12 protein-coding genes are annotated in these 16,221 nt (G+C 56.6%); 5 read left to right on the forward strand and 7 right to left on the reverse strand.

The features are described from left to right. Positions 1–16: 16 nt before the first annotated feature. Positions 17–1,144 (reverse strand): S-(hydroxymethyl)glutathione dehydrogenase/class III alcohol dehydrogenase, encoded by a 1,128-nt coding sequence (locus ACYVG7_RS15960; RefSeq protein WP_460884085.1) that lies wholly within the window; start codon positions 1,142–1,144, stop codon positions 17–19. A 109-nt stretch (positions 1,145–1,253) separates the two neighbouring features. Here ACYVG7_RS15960 and ACYVG7_RS15965 point away from each other — a divergent pair, with 109 nt between their 5' ends. Continuing rightward, positions 1,254–2,159: a LysR substrate-binding domain-containing protein gene (locus ACYVG7_RS15965; RefSeq protein WP_460884086.1), complete on the forward strand. Its 906-nt coding sequence runs from the start codon at positions 1,254–1,256 to the stop codon at positions 2,157–2,159. Between the two features lie 112 nt (positions 2,160–2,271). Next, positions 2,272–3,999: a single-stranded-DNA-specific exonuclease RecJ gene (recJ, locus tag ACYVG7_RS15970; protein ID WP_460884087.1), complete on the forward strand. Its 1,728-nt coding sequence runs from the start codon at positions 2,272–2,274 to the stop codon at positions 3,997–3,999. Here recJ and ACYVG7_RS15975 read toward each other — a convergent pair whose 3' ends face one another. The 4 genes from ACYVG7_RS15975 to ACYVG7_RS15990 all read right to left on the reverse strand — a co-directional run bounded on the left by ACYVG7_RS15975 (position 4,000) and on the right by ACYVG7_RS15990 (position 8,918). After that, complete coding sequence (locus ACYVG7_RS15975; protein WP_460884088.1) at positions 4,000–4,854, reverse strand: substrate-binding periplasmic protein; 855 nt, start codon at positions 4,852–4,854, stop codon at positions 4,000–4,002. Between the two features lie 139 nt (positions 4,855–4,993). Then, positions 4,994–6,028, reverse strand: a complete 1,035-nt coding sequence (locus ACYVG7_RS15980) for a methyl-accepting chemotaxis protein (protein WP_460884089.1) — start codon at positions 6,026–6,028, stop codon at positions 4,994–4,996. Positions 6,029–6,052: 24 nt separating this feature from the next. Then, a complete protein-coding gene (locus tag ACYVG7_RS15985; protein WP_460884090.1) occupies positions 6,053–6,859 on the reverse strand; it encodes a cache domain-containing protein in 807 nt (268 codons plus the stop codon). 190 nt (positions 6,860–7,049) lie between these two features. Beyond that, positions 7,050–8,918: a methyl-accepting chemotaxis protein gene (locus ACYVG7_RS15990; protein ID WP_460884091.1), complete on the reverse strand. Its 1,869-nt coding sequence runs from the start codon at positions 8,916–8,918 to the stop codon at positions 7,050–7,052. A 527-nt stretch (positions 8,919–9,445) separates the two neighbouring features. Between ACYVG7_RS15990 and prfB the strand changes: the two genes are divergently transcribed. After that, positions 9,446–10,544 (forward strand): peptide chain release factor 2 gene (gene prfB / locus ACYVG7_RS15995; RefSeq protein ID WP_460884092.1). Its coding sequence is split into 2 segments (ribosomal slippage): positions 9,446–9,520 and positions 9,522–10,544, totalling 1,098 coding nucleotides; the frame shifts between segments, so codons are not numbered across the junction. Between the two features lie 17 nt (positions 10,545–10,561). Beyond that, entirely contained in the window at positions 10,562–12,094 is a 1,533-nt protein-coding gene (gene lysS / locus ACYVG7_RS16000) for a lysine--tRNA ligase (protein ID WP_460884093.1), read from the forward strand. A 72-nt stretch (positions 12,095–12,166) separates the two neighbouring features. On the opposite strand, the gene ACYVG7_RS16005 is transcribed toward lysS, so the two are convergent. Further along, entirely contained in the window at positions 12,167–14,125 is a 1,959-nt protein-coding gene (locus ACYVG7_RS16005; protein WP_460884094.1) for an amidohydrolase, read from the reverse strand. Then, on the reverse strand, positions 14,062–15,462 hold the full coding sequence (locus ACYVG7_RS16010) for an APC family permease (protein WP_460884095.1): 1,401 nt from the start codon (positions 15,460–15,462) through the stop codon (positions 14,062–14,064). The genes ACYVG7_RS16005 and ACYVG7_RS16010 overlap by 64 nt, the downstream gene beginning before the upstream one ends. Positions 15,463–15,580: 118 nt before the next feature. Here ACYVG7_RS16010 and ACYVG7_RS16015 point away from each other — a divergent pair, with 118 nt between their 5' ends. Then, positions 15,581–16,198: a LysR family transcriptional regulator gene (locus ACYVG7_RS16015; RefSeq protein ID WP_460884096.1), complete on the forward strand. Its 618-nt coding sequence runs from the start codon at positions 15,581–15,583 to the stop codon at positions 16,196–16,198. Positions 16,199–16,221: the final 23 nt, after the last annotated feature.

A 16,221-nucleotide genomic window follows, 5' to 3' on the forward strand; every position in this document is an offset into this window, starting at 1 on the left:
TGGGGCCTCGATATGTTCAATAATGAATGACGGTGCGGATGCTCTTGCCCGCATGCATCAGCTCGAACGCCTCGTTGATCTGCTCCAGGGGCAGGGTGTGGGTGATGAAGTCATCGAGCCGGAATTCCCCCTTCAGGTAGCGCTGCACATAGCTGGGCAATTCGCTACGCCCCCGAACCCCGCCGAAGGCGCTGCCGCGCCAGACTCGCCCAGTGACTAACTGGAAGGGGCGGGTGCTGATCTCTTGTCCGGCACCGGCGACACCGATGATCACCGATTCCCCCCAACCCTTGTGGCAGCACTCGAGGGCGGCGCGCATCACCTTGACGTTGCCGATGCACTCGAACGAGAAATCCACACCGCCATCGGTCAGCTCGACGATGACCTCCTGGATGGGTTTGTCATAATCATTGGGGTTGATGCAATCGGTAGCGCCCAGTTTTCTGGCCAACTCGAACTTGCTCTCGTTGATATCGATGGCAATGATGCGTCCGGCCTTTGCCAGGCGGGCACCTATGATGGCCGACAAACCTATGCCGCCGAGGCCGAAGATGGCCACGCTCTCACCGGCTTTGACCTTGGCAGTATTCATGACCGCACCAATGCCGGTGGTGACGCCGCACCCGAGCAGACAGACCTCTTCCAGCGGGGCGGTCGGGTCTACCTTGGCGACTGAAATTTCGGGCAGTACCGTGTATTCGCTGAACGTCGATGTGCCCATGTAGTGATAGATGGGCTGACCATCTTTGGAGAAGCGGGTGGTGCCGTCTGGCATCAATCCCTTGCCTTGGGTGGCCCGGATCTTCTGACACAGATTGGTCTTGCCAGACTTGCAGAATTTGCACTCGCCACACTCCGGTGTGTAAAGGGGGATCACATGATCGCCGACCTTGACGCTGGTGACACCGGCGCCCACCGACTCGACGATACCACCGCCTTCATGGCCGAGGATGCAGGGGAAAACCCCTTCCGGATCCTCACCGGAGAGGGTGAAGGCATCGGTATGGCAGACGCCCGTAGCGACTAGGCGCACCCGCACCTCACCGACCTGGGGAGGCATCACCTGCACCTCTTCAATTGTCAACGGTTGACCCGGGCCCCAGGCGATGGCGGCTTTACAGGTGATGCTCTGAATTGTTGCCATGAGAACTCTCCTCGTGATGTGCGCAATGACGGCAGAGCTTGAGTGTAGTTTCCCCTCGTTATTGTGATAATAAGGGGATATATCAAATCACTTTTACACATAGGTAATAATGTTCGGCTGGGAAGGGGTCTGTGAATTTGTCAGCGTCGCCGAGCAAGGCGGCTTTACGGCGGCGGCACGCAAGCTGGGGGTTTCCGTGGCTCAAGTGAGCCGTCAGGTGGCGCAGCTGGAGGATCGCCTGCAGGCCAAGCTGCTACTGCGCACCACCCGTCAGGTGCGACTGACCGAACTGGGGGATATCTATTATCGCCATTGCCGCCAGTTGCTGGATAACCTGTATGAGGCCGAGCTGGCGGTGGGGCGGCATCAGGCCGAACCTCAGGGTACATTGCGGATCACGGCTCCCGTCTCCTATGGCGAAAGCCGGATCGCGCCATTGGTGAATGATTTTATGCTGCGGTATCCCCAGCTGGAGGTCACTCTGACGCTCACCAATCAACTGCTGGATCTGGTCCATGACGGCTTTGATCTGGCGATCCGCCTGGGGCATCTCAAGGATTCGACCCTGATTGCCCGCAAACTGGCCGAGCGCATGCCTTACGTCTGTGCGTCTCCCGCCTATGCTGCCCGGCATGGGATTCCGCTGAGTTTGCCGGAGTTGGCTCAGCACTGCTGTCTGGTCGGCAACAGTGATGAATGGCACTTCACTCTTCAGGGGCAGCCCCATACCCTGCGGGTTCAGGGGCAGTTGCACTGCAATAGCGGGCATGCCCTGCTGGATGCGGCTCTCAAGGGGATCGGCATTATTCAGCTCCCGGATTACTACGTATATCCGCATCTGGCCAACGGTGATCTGCTGGAGTTCTTCCCGGAATGTCGGGCTCCGGCGGAGGGCATCTGGGCTCTGTATCCCCAGAATCGCCATCTCTCGCCCAAGGTGCGTCTGTTGGTGGATTACCTGGCCGAGCAGTTGGGCAGCGCATCCCCGACTGTCTTGACCCGGCCCATTCCCTAGGGGCTGAACTGCGGCCATTAGCCATGCTTCATCTGTAGTCGATGGCCGCCGGTTGCCATCTCGTCCACTTCGGGCTAAGGTCTGCCCGCCCCAGCCAGATGAGCCAATGCCGATGAATATCACGATCCAGCGCCGCCCTCTCATGGATGATTCCCATCTGCCAGCCGAACTCTCCCCACGGCTACGGCAGATCTATGCCAGCCGGGGAGTGCGTTCTCCCGCCGAGCTGGATAAGAGTACCCAGGCCTTGTTACCCCCCATGGGGCTCAAAGGAATGGAGGAGGCTCTGGCGTTGCTGGAAACCGCGCTGCGTCAGCAGCAGCGGGTGCTGATCGTCGGCGATTTTGACGCCGATGGTGCCACCAGCTCGGCACTGTCGGTATTGGCGCTTCGTGCCATGGGTTGTCGGCAGGTGGATTTTCTGGTGCCCAATCGCTTCGACTATGGCTATGGTTTATCGCCGGAAATCGTGACCCTGGCGGCCGCTCGGGGCACCGATCTGCTGATCACGGTGGATAACGGTATTTCCAGTCTGAGTGGCGTTGCCGCGGCCAAAGCCGCTGGGATGGCGGTGCTGGTCACCGACCACCATTTACCCGGCCCCGAATTGCCAGCGGCTGATGCCATCATCAATCCTAATCAGGTGGACTGCGGATTTGGCTCTGGAAATCTGGCCGGTGTCGGGGTCGCCTTTTATCTGATGGCGGCCTTGCGCACCCATCTGCTGCAACGGGGCTGGTTCGAACAGACCGGGATCACTGCGCCCAATATTGCCGATTTTCTCGATTTAGTGGCGCTGGGGACTGTGGCGGATGTGGTCGCGCTGGATGCCAATAACCGGGCGCTGGTGCATCAGGGGCTACAGCGGATCCGGGCTGGCAAGTGTCGTCCGGGGATCCGGGCCTTGTGCGAAGTGGCCAAGCGGGAGCTGCATCAGCTGACGGCCAGCGATCTGGGGTTTTTCCTCGGTCCGCGCCTGAATGCCGTGGGGCGACTGGACGATATGTCCCTCGGCATCGCCTGTCTGCTGTGCAATGACCTGACGTTGGCACGACAGATTGCCAGCCAGATGGACGGCTTGAATCAGGAGCGCAAAGAGATCGAGCAAGGCATGCAAAGTGAGGCACTGGCAGGGCTGGAGTCACTCTTGGCGGCCAAGGGCGAGTTACCGGCCGGGCTGGTGCTGTACCGGCAGGATTGGCATCAGGGAGTGGTGGGCTTAGTGGCTTCCCGCATCAAGGAGAAGTTTTACCGCCCGGTGATCGCCTTTGCCGAATCCAGTGAACAGGAGCTCAAGGGCTCGGGACGTTCAATCCCCGGATTGCATCTGCGCGATGCGCTGGAGCGGCTGGATAGCCAGCATCCGGGTCTGATCAGCAAGTTTGGTGGGCATGCCATGGCGGCGGGTTTGACTCTGCCCAAGAGCAAGCTTGAGGCGTTCGAAACCCATTTTTCGGCTCTGGTCGCGGAGTGGCTGACTCCCGAACAGCTGACCGGGACCTGGCTTTCGGATGGTGAATTGGCGGCGGACGAGTTTTCGTTGGTGCTGGCCGAGCAGTTGCGGCAAGCCGGTCCTTGGGGGCAAGCATTCCCCGAGCCTGGTTTTGATGGCCGTTTCCGGCTGATCTCCCAGCGTTTGCTGGCCGGAAAGCATCTGAAGATGCAGGTTCAGCCAGAAGTAGGGGGCCCTGAGCTGGATGCTATTGCCTTTAACGTCGATCTGGCGACCTGGCCCGATGGCTCGGTGCAATGGGTCGAATTGGGCTATCGCCTGGATATCAATGAATGGCGTGGTAACCGTAGTGTGCAGTTACTGGTCAGCCTGTTGCATCCCCTGTGATCAGTTCGCCAGCGGGGCGAATATTTTTCGGGTTTCGCCACTGAGCCGCATGTCCGACGCAACCTGATTGAGGCGGGCCATCAGGCTTTCCGCATGGGGGGTCGCGCGGCTGAGAACCAGATACATGGGGAGTTCCTGAAGTACCTCATGTTCGAGTTTCTGCGGACGCTGCTGTAGCAATTGCTCGATCGGTTCGGCATAACTGAGCAGGTAGTCGCCGCGCCGCAACTGCAACATCTCCAGTGCTTTGTAATTGGTATTGGCATCTTTCCACTGCAATCCCATCGGGCGTTGCTTGAGCGGTTCGAGCAAGCCGCCATAACTGTAGCCACGGATCACAATCAATCGCTGGGTTTGCAGAGCGGACAGTTGACGTATTTCTGGAGTGCCAGGCAAACGATAGAGCCGCAAATGCAGGCTATAGACGGGCTGTTCGCTATACAGCACCTTCCCCTCATATTCCGGTACATTCTTGACTCCGACCCAGAACTGACTCTCTCCCGCCGCCAAGTTGCGGTACAGGCGGCGCGCTGGAAATCCCTCCATGCGGTAGGCCAGTCCGGCTGACTGCAGTAGGCGGTGCATATAGTGGATCAAGGGACCTGAGGTATTAGTGGGGGAGCGCACCTCCGCCAGCGGTGGAATATGCAGCACGCCCACTCGTAACGGCGATGTCATGGGGGGCTCGGGAGGGAGCTCCTGAGCGAATACAGTCCCGGATAGGAGCAACAGGCTGGACAGCACAGTGTGCAGTAGTCGTAACAGGTAGCCGCCCGGCAGAACAAAACCATAGCGGCGCCATTGCCGATGCAATACATGGGGCAGGTAAGACATGTCACGCGATGACAAAGACATGATGCGGCACTGTTAATCTGAAAGTGGTTTCAGTATACGAAAGAGTGACTGGGAGTTTGTTACAGGAAGCTTGAATTTGTGAGTCAGCACGAAAAAGGGCTCACAAGGAGCCCTGCTCGGGTAGGATGTTATCCTCGGCTCAGAGAATGAAGCGCGCCACTTTCTCATTTAAACTACTGGCCTGGGTCTGCAAGTTCTGTGCAGATTGCTTGCGTCCATCAGCCCCCTTGGCCAATTCGTCTCCGACCTCCTTGATCGCCGTGACATTGCTGGTGATTTCTTCGGTGACTTTGGTTTGCTCCTCGGCTGCGGTGGCAATCTGAATGGACATATCGGAGATGAGGCTGACGGCTCGGGTGATCTCATTGAGGGCATGGGAGGCCGCCTCTGCATCTTGCACACTGAGCTTGGCCAGATCCTGACTCTTCTTCATCAGTGCCACGGCCTGCTGGGTGGTCCGCTGCAAGGTGTCGATGGTGCTCTGGATCTCGGTGGTCGAGGCTTGCGTGCGACGAGACAATACCCGTACCTCATCGGCTACCACGGCAAAACCGCGTCCCTGTTCCCCGGCTCGTGCAGCCTCGATGGCGGCATTGAGTGCCAGCAGGTTGGTCTGTTCGGCAATCCCCTGAATGGTCGTCAGGACACCAGATATCTCGTTGGCATGGCGACTCAGTTCGGCGATGACGGCGGTGGCCTCACCGACTTCGTTGGCCAGGCTGGTGATCGATCCCTGGGTCTTGTTCACCAGATTGCGGCCCTCCACACTGCTATGGCTGGACTCTTGAGCCGCAGCCGCAGTATTTTCCGCATTACCGGCAATTTCCTGGGTCGCGGAGGCCATTTCGGTGACGGCCGTGGCCACCATGGCAATTTCTTGCTGCTGGCGCCCCAGCTCTTGCACGGTTGCAACGCTGCCATTCAGGGCCCGTTGCGCCGTCTCGCCCAGCTCGTCAGATTCGCGGCGGATATGGCCGATCAGGGTATGCAGGCTGCCGACGAATTTATTGAAATTGTTTGCCAGATGACCCACTTCATCTTCGGTCCTGATATCGATACGTTGGGTTAAATCCCCATTGCCATCCGCGATCCGCTCCAGGGCGCGGGAAACTACGGCCAAGGGGCGGAACAGGTAAGTCACCAGACTACTGATGGCAATGACTCCGATGACCAATGCCAGTAGCGCAATGCCGAGCTGTTACCAGAGTTGCTGCCATAACGGTGCATTCAGTGCTGCCTGATCCAGGACAAAGAGTAAATCCCAATCGGTATCCGGGATTTCGGTGGCCCAGAGCAGTTTGTCTTGTTGATTGAGCATCAGGGGCAGCAAGGTACCCGCTTGTTTGATTTGGCTAATCAGGGTCGGCGTTAGCTGTGGATCGATCTCGGTGGCCGGTTTGAGGATCTTGTCGGCATCCGAATACGCAATCACAGAACCGTCGCGATGCAACAACAGGGCATACCCTTCGGCCGGCAGTTTGATGCGGTTGATGTCGGCCAGGATGTCTTTGGTCAACATGTTGCCGCCGATCACCCCATTGGCCGCCGGGATGGCAACCGTCACCTGCATCTGTTTACCACTGGCGCCGATAAAGGGCTTGGTGACGATCAAGGTGTTGGCCTTGCTGGCTTCTATGTACCAGGGGCGAACTCTGGGATCATACTGGCTACGGTCGATGCCAGGTTCGGAATCATGCATGGTGCCGTTGCTTTCACCGTAATAGACCATATCGAACTGACCGGATATTTTGCCCTGGCGTAATGCCTGGGTTATATCGCCGGTGATCTGGTTGGCCATGCCTTTGATGGCCGCTTGACGTGATGCCAGCTGGATCTGGATGTTTTCGGCACTCTTGAGGCCAATCCCTTGTACTTGGGCATAACTATCGGCAAAAGCGGTATCTCGCAGGCTGATGAAACTCTGGCCGCTGAGCAGTAGTACGATAAGAATCACGGTACCTATGACGGGTAACAGAATTTTATGTTTCAGTGATTTGATTTTCATGGGCTTCTCGTCACGGGGTGGGAACTAAACTAGGTATAGTCCAGTCGTCTGTGGCCTACCAGAACGCGGATCTTATCCGGCAACATTTTAACGGTTCGATAGAAGTGACTGGCGTGTGGGGGCGAGGGAACGAGCAGAAACTGGGGGCCCGCGAACCATGATGGCGTCACGAGCCTCGCACTTGATTTAGTTACAATACAAACCGGGCAACTTTCTCATTCAGATCGGCGGCCTGTTCTTGTAGGCGACGTGATTCCTGTTGCTCTTCACGAGCCCCTTCAGCCAGCTCATCCCCTACCTCCTTGATCGCCGTGACGTTGGCGGTGATCTCCTCCGTCACCTTGGTCTGCTCTTCGGCGGCGGTGGCAATCTGGGTGGACATATCGGAGATGAGGCTCACGGCGCGGGTGATCTCATCGAGCGCTCTGGAGGCGGCTACGGCATCTTCGACGCTGTGGGAGGCCAGGCTCTGACTCTTTTCCATCAAGGCCACGGCCTGTTGAGTGGTGCGCTGTAGGGTGTCGATGGTGCTTTGGATCTCGGTGGTTGAAGACTGGGTGCGTTTGGAGAGCACCCGCACCTCGTCTGCTACCACGGCGAAACCGCGCCCCTGTTCCCCGGCGCGGGCCGCTTCGATGGCCGCATTCAAGGCCAGCAGGTTGGTCTGTTCGGCAATGCCTTGAATGGTGGCCAGCACGCTGGAGATCTCGTTGGCGTGACGGCTGAGCTCATGGATCACCTCGGTGGCTTCGCCCACCTCGTTGGCCAGGCTGGTGATGGAGCTGCGGGTCTGATTCACCAGATTCAACCCATCGGTGCTGCTGACGCTCGACTGCTGGGCGGCGGCGGCCGTGTTTTCCGCATTGTGGGCAATCTCCGCGGTGGCGGAGGCCATCTCGGTGACGGCGGTGGCGACCATGGCAATTTCCTGCTGTTGGTTGCCCAGCTCTTGCACCGTATCTGCGCTGCGTTTGAGACCCGATGCGGCCGAATTGCCCAGCGATTCCGCCTCTTGGCGAATGTGGCCGATGAGCTCATGCAGACTGCCGACAAACTGGTTGAAGTTGGCGGCCAGCTGACCCACTTCATCCTGAGTATGGACGCGCAGTCGTTGAGTGAGGTCGCCATCACCGTTAGCGATGAGTGCCAGAGCGGATGATACTCGACGCAGGGGGCGCAGCAGTAAACCGATTAGGGTTCCAATCGAAAATATACTTACCAGCAGGATGACGCCGGAGATGAGAAACTGATGGATGAGTTGTCGCTGAAGCGGGGCGAATAGGCGCTGCTGATCGACGATGCTGACTAGAAGCCACTGACTGTTGGCGACGGGGCGACTCCACAGCAGCTTGGCCTTGCCATGTACCGAGACTTCCAGTGGGATCCCGTTCGAGGTCGGTTGGGTGAGCTGTTGCATCGCAACCCCGTCAATCAGTTCGCTAAGTGGCTTGAGGACTCGTTCTGGCTCCTTGTAGGCGATGACGCGGCCTTGATTATCCACCAGAATACTGACCCCCTGTGCGGGGAGCTTGATGGCACTCAAGATCTGCTGTAGTCGCTGTGTGGTGATGTCACCACCGATGACGCCATCGTCGCGGGCCATGGCGATCGAGATGATGATCTCGGGCGGCGTATAGGTGTCATCCCGATAGGGAGGGGGGATGATGGGTGTGTTTGTACCTTGAGCCAATTGATACCAGGACTGGCTTTTGGCGTCATAGCCCTGATAATCGGAGCCGTCGCCATCCTGCATGGAGCCATCGGTACCCGCAAAGTAGATACTGGCAAAACCGGTTGCCTCTTGGCTCAATAACAGGCTCTTGGTGTTGCGATATTCGTTTTGCTGACTCAGGGTCTGGATGACCTGCTTTTTTTCACTCAGCCAAGTGGCCATGTCGAGCGCCGCCCGTTCACTTATCTGGTTGATCTGCTGATAATTACCATCAATGACCTGATCGCGCAGGGTGCTGTAGGCGAGGGCGGATAGCAACAGAATGACGCTGAGTAGCGCCAGACCTACCGAGAGCAATATTTTTTGTTTTAGCGTCCTTATCTTCATTGGTTTTCCCTTTCTGCTTTTATTGTCATCTGGCGATTGGCTCGTTTGGACTTAGTTCTCCGGGCCTCTGATACTCGAAACGCCACACCGGACGTAAAACGGATGGTGCGCACGGACCATGTTTGCCTTATTTTCAAGCAACGGATGAAAAAACCCAGTGATTTATCTCCAAGTTACGCTAGTGGGTGGTTATTTCTTCAGCAGATAAAATAAGTTCCTGCGCTGTTCTGGCGATGGATACTCCGATCCGCAAGATTGACGCTTTGAGTGGTCTGGGAAGATCGCCTGGAGGGCATGGTTCTACCGCGCGGATGACTGACTTTCATCACCTCTTCTGCCTGCTGGATAATCCGGGAAAAATCCCTGCATTGTCTGTCTATTCCCCACTCAATTGGGTAAAATACTGCGCTTTTCTGCAGTCCTTCCCGTATCCAGCTCCTATCACTGGGCCTGTTACGGCAAGGACTTCTGTCACACCAAGACCGGGTTATATCTTCCCGGCCTGCTTATTGATGAGAGAATCCTTCATGTTTGAAGTGAATCCGGTACTGAACAAACTCAAGGAGCTGTCTGAACGGACCGAGCTTCTGAGGGGGTACCTTTGACTACGACGCCAAGAAAGAGCGTCTGGAAGAAGTAAGCGCCGAGCTGGAACAGCCGGATGTCTGGAATGAGCCGGAACGGGCTCAGGCTTTGGGGAAGGAACGCTCCTCCCTGGAAACGATTGTCGCCACCATCGATGTCCTGACCCAGGGCGCCGAGGATGTGGAGATGCTGGTTTCTCTGGCCGTCGAAGGTGAAGACGAAGAGACCTTCCACGAGGCCGAAGCCGAGGCCGAGGCGCTGGAGAAGAAGCTGGTGGATCTGGAATTCCGCCGCATGTTCTCCGGTCAGCATGACCCTTCCGACTGTTACATGGATATCCAGTCCGGCTCGGGTGGCACCGAGGCTCAGGATTGGGCCAGCATGGTGCTGCGCATGTACTTGCGTTGGGGGGAAGCTCGCGGCTTCAAACCGGAGCTCATCGAATGTACCGATGGCGACGTGGCCGGTATCAAATCCGCCACCATCAAGTTCACTGGCGAATATGCCTTCGGCTGGTTGCGTACCGAAACTGGCGTCCATCGCCTGGTGCGCAAGAGCCCGTTCGATTCCGGTGGCCGTCGTCATACCTCGTTCTGTTCGGCGTTTGTCTATCCAGAAATTGATGAAGACATCGATATCGAAATCAACCCGGCTGACTTGCGCATCGACGTCTATCGCGCCTCCGGGGCCGGTGGTCAGCACGTAAACCGGACCGAATCTGCGGTGCGTATTACCCACATTCCGACCAATACCGTGACTCAGTGCCAGAACGACCGTTCCCAGCACAAGAACAAAGACCAGGCGATGAAACAGCTCAAGGCGAAACTCTATGAGCTGGAGATGATGAAGCAGAATGCCGAGAAACAGGCACTGGAAGAGACTAAATCCGATATCGGTTGGGGCAGCCAGATCCGCTCCTATGTGCTCGACGACGCCCGCATCAAGGATCTGCGTACCGGGGTTGAAACCCGCAATACGCAAGCGGTCCTTGATGGCGACCTGGACAAGTTTATTGAAGCCAGCCTGAAGTCCGGGCTGTAATCCAAGCAGGAATTATCATGTCAGAACAGAATCAAACCCCGGAACTGGACGTTCAAGAGTTCAACAACGAGATGACCCAGCGCCGCTCCAAGCTGGCGGCACTGCGTGAGCAGGGCAATCCGTTTCCGAACGACTTCCGTCGTGACCATATCTCCAGCGAGATCCACGAGCAGTTTGGTGACAAGAGTGCCGAAGAGCTGGCGGCACTGAATGCCAAGGTGAAGATCGCCGGTCGTATCATGACTCGCCGCATCATGGGCAAGGCCTCTTTTGCCACCCTGCAAGACATGGGCGGCAAGGTGCAGGTCTATGTCACCCGTGACGATCTGGCCGAAGGCTTCTACAACGAGCAGTTCAAGAAATGGGATCTGGGCGATATCGTCGGCGTGGAAGGAACTGTGTTCCGCACCAATACCGGTGAGCTCTCGGTGCATGTCTCCGAGATCCGTCTGCTGACCAAGGCGCTGCGTCCGCTGCCAGAAAAGCATAAGGGTCTGACCGATCAGGAAGCCCGTTGCCGTCAGCGTTACCTGGATCTGATTGCCAACGAAGAGTCGCGCAAGACCTTCAAGATCCGTAACCAGGTGGTCAACGGTATCCGTAACTTCCTGAACGCCAAGCAGTTCATGGAAGTGGAAACCCCCATGATGCAGGTGATCCCGGGCGGCGCCTCCGCGCGTCCCTTCATCACCCACCACAACGCGCTGGACATCGACATGTACCTGCGGATTGCTCCGGAGCTCTATCTGAAGCGTCTGGTGGTCGGTGGCTTCGAGCGGGTGTACGAAATTAACCGTAACTTCCGCAACGAAGGCATCTCGGTGCGTCATAACCCAGAATTCACCATGCTCGAGTTCTATATGGCCTATGCCGACTATAACGATCTGATGGACTTGACCGAGGAGATGCTGCGCACCCTGGCGCTGGATATCCACGGCACCACCACCATCCGTTACGCCAAGGAAGGGGAAGAGGGCTTCGAGATCGACTTCGGTCAACCCTTTGCCCGTCTCACCATGGTCGAGGCCATCCTCAAGTATGGTAACGACGTGAAGGCTGAAGAGCTGACCACGCTGGAAGGCGCCATCGCCGTAGCCAAGCGTCACCATGTCGAGCTGATGAAGAGCTGGGAGCTGGGCCATGTGATCACCGCCATCTTCGAAGAGACGGCCGAAGCGCAGCTGATGCAGCCGACCTTCATCACCGAATACCCGGCTGCCGTCTCGCCGCTGGCCCGTCGCAACGACCAGAATCCGGAAATCACCGACCGCTTCGAGTTTTTCATTGGTGGTCGCGAGCTGGCCAACGGCTTCTCCGAGCTCAACGATGCCGAAGATCAGGCCGAGCGCTTCCAGGCGCAGGTGCAGCAGAAGGAAGCGGGCGATGATGAGGCCATGTTCTATGACGCCGACTTCGTCACCGCACTGGAGCACGGTCTGCCGCCGACTGCCGGTCAAGGCATCGGCATCGACCGTCTGGTGATGCTGTTTACCAACAGCCACACCATCCGCGACGTCATCCTGTTCCCGGCCCTGCGTCCGCAGAAATAGTCCGCGAATAAATGTGAAGAGCCCCGACATTATATCGGGGCTCTTTTTTTATGCGGTTATATCAAGCTTTTGTTATTGGGCTTCCTGATATTTTGCGAGTTCATCGTTCGCCATTACTATTTTACCGCCCACCATGGTCAGGAGAACCCTGTTTCGGGCCAACGCCTCCTCTGGTTCGGTCATAAAGTTCTTCTCCAGAACGATCAGGTCAGCATATTTTCCGTGCTCGATAGAACCTATTTTGTCCTCCATTCGCAGTTGGTAGGCTGAGTTCATCGTAATTGCACGGAGGCTCTGAGCCCGGGTCAGTGCGGGTTCTGCATTCAGTTTGCCTTCATATTCCGCAGATAGGAAAGCGGCACTGTTCGGGTTCGTATTATCCCCTGAGCGAGTGACACCAGCCTTGAGAGCAAGGAAGATATCATGTGGATCGATAGGCCAATCGCTACCATAGGCTACTCGAGCACCGGCATTAGCCAAGCTTCCCGATGGTTCCATACGAGAGAATCTATCCGGCCCCAAATGATTTTCTGTGTCGCCAATAGAGTAAGGTGCTCTTACGCCCCACTGAAATGACATGGTCGCTGTTACATCCAACGGTGCGAAACGGGCATAATCTTCAATGGTCACGCTCTCATCGTGAGCAATCGACGGGCGAAAATCGAGTTTAGGTCGCTGTTCTCGCTCATACGCTATAGCATTGAGCATTTCGCGTACTGAACGTTCACCAGTTGCATGGATATGAAGGTCCATGTTCAGGTCTGCAGCCGCCAATGTTAGGGGTTTTAGGACTTCTGCTGGATAGTAGAGCGAGCCATGATTAGTTCCCGGCTCCCAGTGAGCCAGTGAATCAGTCCCTGTATTGGTGTAATAGGGCGTAAGCATGGCACCAGTATCTGCGGGAGCATTGATGACGCCATCAAGGAAGATCTTGATCATTCTTGAGTTGATGCCGGGCGTTGGGGTGGGTTCTCCTTCATCTAAACTCTTGGCCACTAGTGCCGCTGCCGCCATGGCTTTGGCGGGATCGGCTGTGACTTCTTCCGTGGATGTACCGATGGCCAGGAAGGTCCGAGCTGTCAATTTCCCCTGTTCCCGAAGCGTTTTGAATGCTTTGCCTTGGGCTTCTCCTGCTGCGGCATCCATAAAGGTGGTCACCCCCTGATTACGTAGGGTTTCCAGCGCTGTGCTGGCTTGTTGCACCTGATCGGCATCACTATCCGCAGGGATAAAAGTTTTTATCAGGAAACCGGCATTATCTTCAGCGATACCTGTTAGCTCGCCATTTTCATCGTGAGCAAAGGCACCGCCGGCCGGATCGGCTGTTTCAGCGGTAATCCCGGCTATTGCCAAGGCTCTAGAGTTCGCGAGAACCGAGTGGAAATCACTCGCCGTAATCACGATCGGGCGCTTGGTTTCCAATGCGTCAAGGAGTGACTTTGTTGGATCTCCATCTTTCGCAGCGGTGGAGTAACGATCCCAATTGACCACCTCTAGCCAACCATCCGGCTCTTTGCTGGCACTGGCGTCCAGACAGGACTGGATCGTATCTCTCAGCTCTGCCTGCGACAGGGGGGCATAAGCTAAGTCGCATTGTAGTTGTGCTCTCCCTCCGGCTAATGCATGCAAGTGGGCATCAATGAAACCTGGCATCAACATCTTGCCTGCCAAGTCGATCACTTCGGTGTGTTTATCGATCAGACCATCTACCGAATCATTACTGCCTACGTAAAGAATTTTCCCATCTCGAACGGCTACGGACTGCGCTACGGAATCCTTCGCATTGACTGTATAGACGTAACCATTTTTAAAAACTATATCCGCAGCGTTCTTACTATCACTGTTACACGCGATGAGAAACAGGCTTGTTCCGAGAGTCACTGCACTCGCAAGCAGTGCACGTTTCTGGAGATGAATAGAGTTTATATGGGGCATCATTTTCGTCCTTAATTGATGGTTATAAACGCTTAATTCGTTTGAGCATTCAGCTGTTGAGTGGTTGGGGTCGCTAGCGATCGGCTCACCAGCCATTCCTCGATCCCCAGCGTCAGTAGCAGGCCGATGAGCAGCGGCGCACTGGTGTGCCAATCGATCTGACCTTCGGGCAGTTGCGGGAACAAGAACAGCAGCAGGGCACCCAACACAAACAGCAGGCCGCTGGCAGTCATCAAGGCAATCAGGATCCGGCCACCGGGTGCTTTAAAGGCGCGCGGGGTCAGCGGATCCCGACGACGCAGGCGCAGGAAGGAGGCGAACAGCAACAGATAGGGCATCAGGAAGATGGTGCTGGAGAAGGCAAACACACTCCAGAACAGTTCATCATTGCTCTGGGCCAGCAGGGCATAGGCCAGGATCACCAGCGTTGCCACAATACCGGTCACGGTATTGGCTCCCATGGGTGAACCATATCGGGGATGGCGACGGGCGACATAGGCGGGGAGTTCACCGGCCTCGGCGGCGGCGCGACTGGAGCCCATGGTCCAGTTCACCATGTTGCTGATGAGTGTGAGCAGTACCAGGATCCCCAGTCCGCTCACTAGCGTATCGGCCCAAGGGGAGTCAGCAAACAGGATGCGTGAGGCATCGGTGATGCCGGCAATCAGCCCGACCTTTTCCACCGGCAGGGCGGCCAGGATCCCCAGGGTGCCGAACAGGTAGAGGGCAGCGATGATGACGCTGGCGCCGATCATGGCCCGCGGCATGGTGCGCACCGGATCCTTGAGGGTTTTACCCAGGCAGGCGATGAGCTCCAGCCCCAGCAGGTTGTAGATGATCGCGGGCAGGAAGCTGACACCACCTTCCAGGGAGGGCAGCATGCTGCGCAGGGTCAGATCATTGGCCATGCCATGCTTCAGGGCATAGTAAAAACCGGCGCCGCCCAACGTGGTGATGACGATAATTTTGAGCAAAGCTCCAACCTGGCTGACCCAGACTCCGACATGCACCGAGACATTACAGAATCCCACTGTCAGCCAGATGAGGGCGATGCAGATGGCGACGCGCCAGCCCAGGCCCAGATCCGGCAGAAATAACTCAGCCACCATGCCAGCGAACAGGATATAGACCGCAGGCATCCATAGCCCGACGTTGATCCAGTACAGCCAGGTGGTGCGAGCGGCCATCTTCAGGCCGAAGGCGCGTTTCACCCAGGAGTAGATGCCACCGTCCGAGGGATAGCTGGTTCCCAGCTCGGCGGCGATCAGCGCATAGGGGATGACGAAGAACAACAGGGTGACGATCCACCAGCCGATGACGCCAGTTCCCAAGGCGGCAGCAGCCGTGAGGGTATCGATGATGAGCACCGAGCAGAGGATAAACAGTATTTGACTGACCAGACCCATCTGTCTGGTGGTAGTTGATGTAGGCATAAAAGTCCCTTTTGCCGAAAGAGGTTCGGTTCCTTAAGGGAAACTAATACCGAGTTTAGTGATATGATTGAAATGCAATATTTACATCATTTGATGAAATTAAATCATAGAGATATCTATGGACCTGAATTTATTGAAGTTACTCCCGGTACTAGCCGATGAGAAAAGTGTCACTAAGGCCGCAGACCGCCTGTTTATGAGCCAATCGGCCTTCAGTCATGCGCTCAATCGGGTGCGAGAGCAGTTGGAGGATCCGCTGTTTATCCGTACCAGTCAGGGGATGGAGCCGACGCCTCGGGCGCGACAGTTGATTCCGGTCATCCGGGAATCCCTGGGACGGCTGGAGCGGGGCATGACCGGCAGTCGACAGTTTGATCCGGCCACCTCGGCTCGAACCTTTTACCTGGGTGCGGTCGACTATTTCGAGTTTTTAGGGCTGCCCCGTCTGGTCTCCAAGTTCAAAACCGAGGCTCCGAATATTCGTCTGAGCGTGGATATCCTGGCGGAGAAGATCCAGCACGAAGGGGTCGAATCCGGTCAACTGGATGTCTTCGTTGGCATCGATTCTCTGCAGTATGTGCCCCATTTTTTTAATAAACGCATCTGGCTGCAGGATCGGTTTGTCGCCATTACGGCGCGGGATCGTCAGGACCTTCCGGCGCAGCTATCGCTCAAACCGTCATTCCGCACCTGTTTGAAACATTATCAATCGCTTGACAGCGATCGGCTACTCTGATCTATTACTGCTTTTTGAGCAGA

This window comes from Pseudaeromonas pectinilytica, from assembly GCF_054780855.1.

Excerpts from the sequence above, each read along its gene's own strand:
- ACYVG7_RS15960 (WP_460884085.1), bottom strand. The coding sequence starts at position 1,144 with ATGGCAACAATTCAGAGCATCACCTGTAAAGCCGCCATCGCCTGGGGC.
- ACYVG7_RS16005 (WP_460884094.1), bottom strand. The coding sequence starts at position 14,125 with ATGGCTGGTGAGCCGATCGCTAGCGACCCCAACCACTCAACAGCTGAA.
- ACYVG7_RS15985 (WP_460884090.1), bottom strand. The coding sequence starts at position 6,859 with ATGAAAATCAAATCACTGAAACATAAAATTCTGTTACCCGTCATAGGT.
- ACYVG7_RS16015 (WP_460884096.1), top strand. The coding sequence starts at position 15,581 with ATGGACCTGAATTTATTGAAGTTACTCCCGGTACTAGCCGATGAGAAA.
- ACYVG7_RS15975 (WP_460884088.1), bottom strand. The coding sequence starts at position 4,854 with ATGTCTTTGTCATCGCGTGACATGTCTTACCTGCCCCATGTATTGCAT.
- ACYVG7_RS16010 (WP_460884095.1), bottom strand. The coding sequence starts at position 15,462 with ATGCCTACATCAACTACCACCAGACAGATGGGTCTGGTCAGTCAAATA.
- ACYVG7_RS15965 (WP_460884086.1), top strand. The coding sequence starts at position 1,254 with ATGTTCGGCTGGGAAGGGGTCTGTGAATTTGTCAGCGTCGCCGAGCAA.
- recJ (WP_460884087.1), top strand. The coding sequence starts at position 2,272 with ATGAATATCACGATCCAGCGCCGCCCTCTCATGGATGATTCCCATCTG.
- lysS (WP_460884093.1), top strand. The coding sequence starts at position 10,562 with ATGTCAGAACAGAATCAAACCCCGGAACTGGACGTTCAAGAGTTCAAC.
- ACYVG7_RS15990 (WP_460884091.1), bottom strand. The coding sequence starts at position 8,918 with ATGAAGATAAGGACGCTAAAACAAAAAATATTGCTCTCGGTAGGTCTG.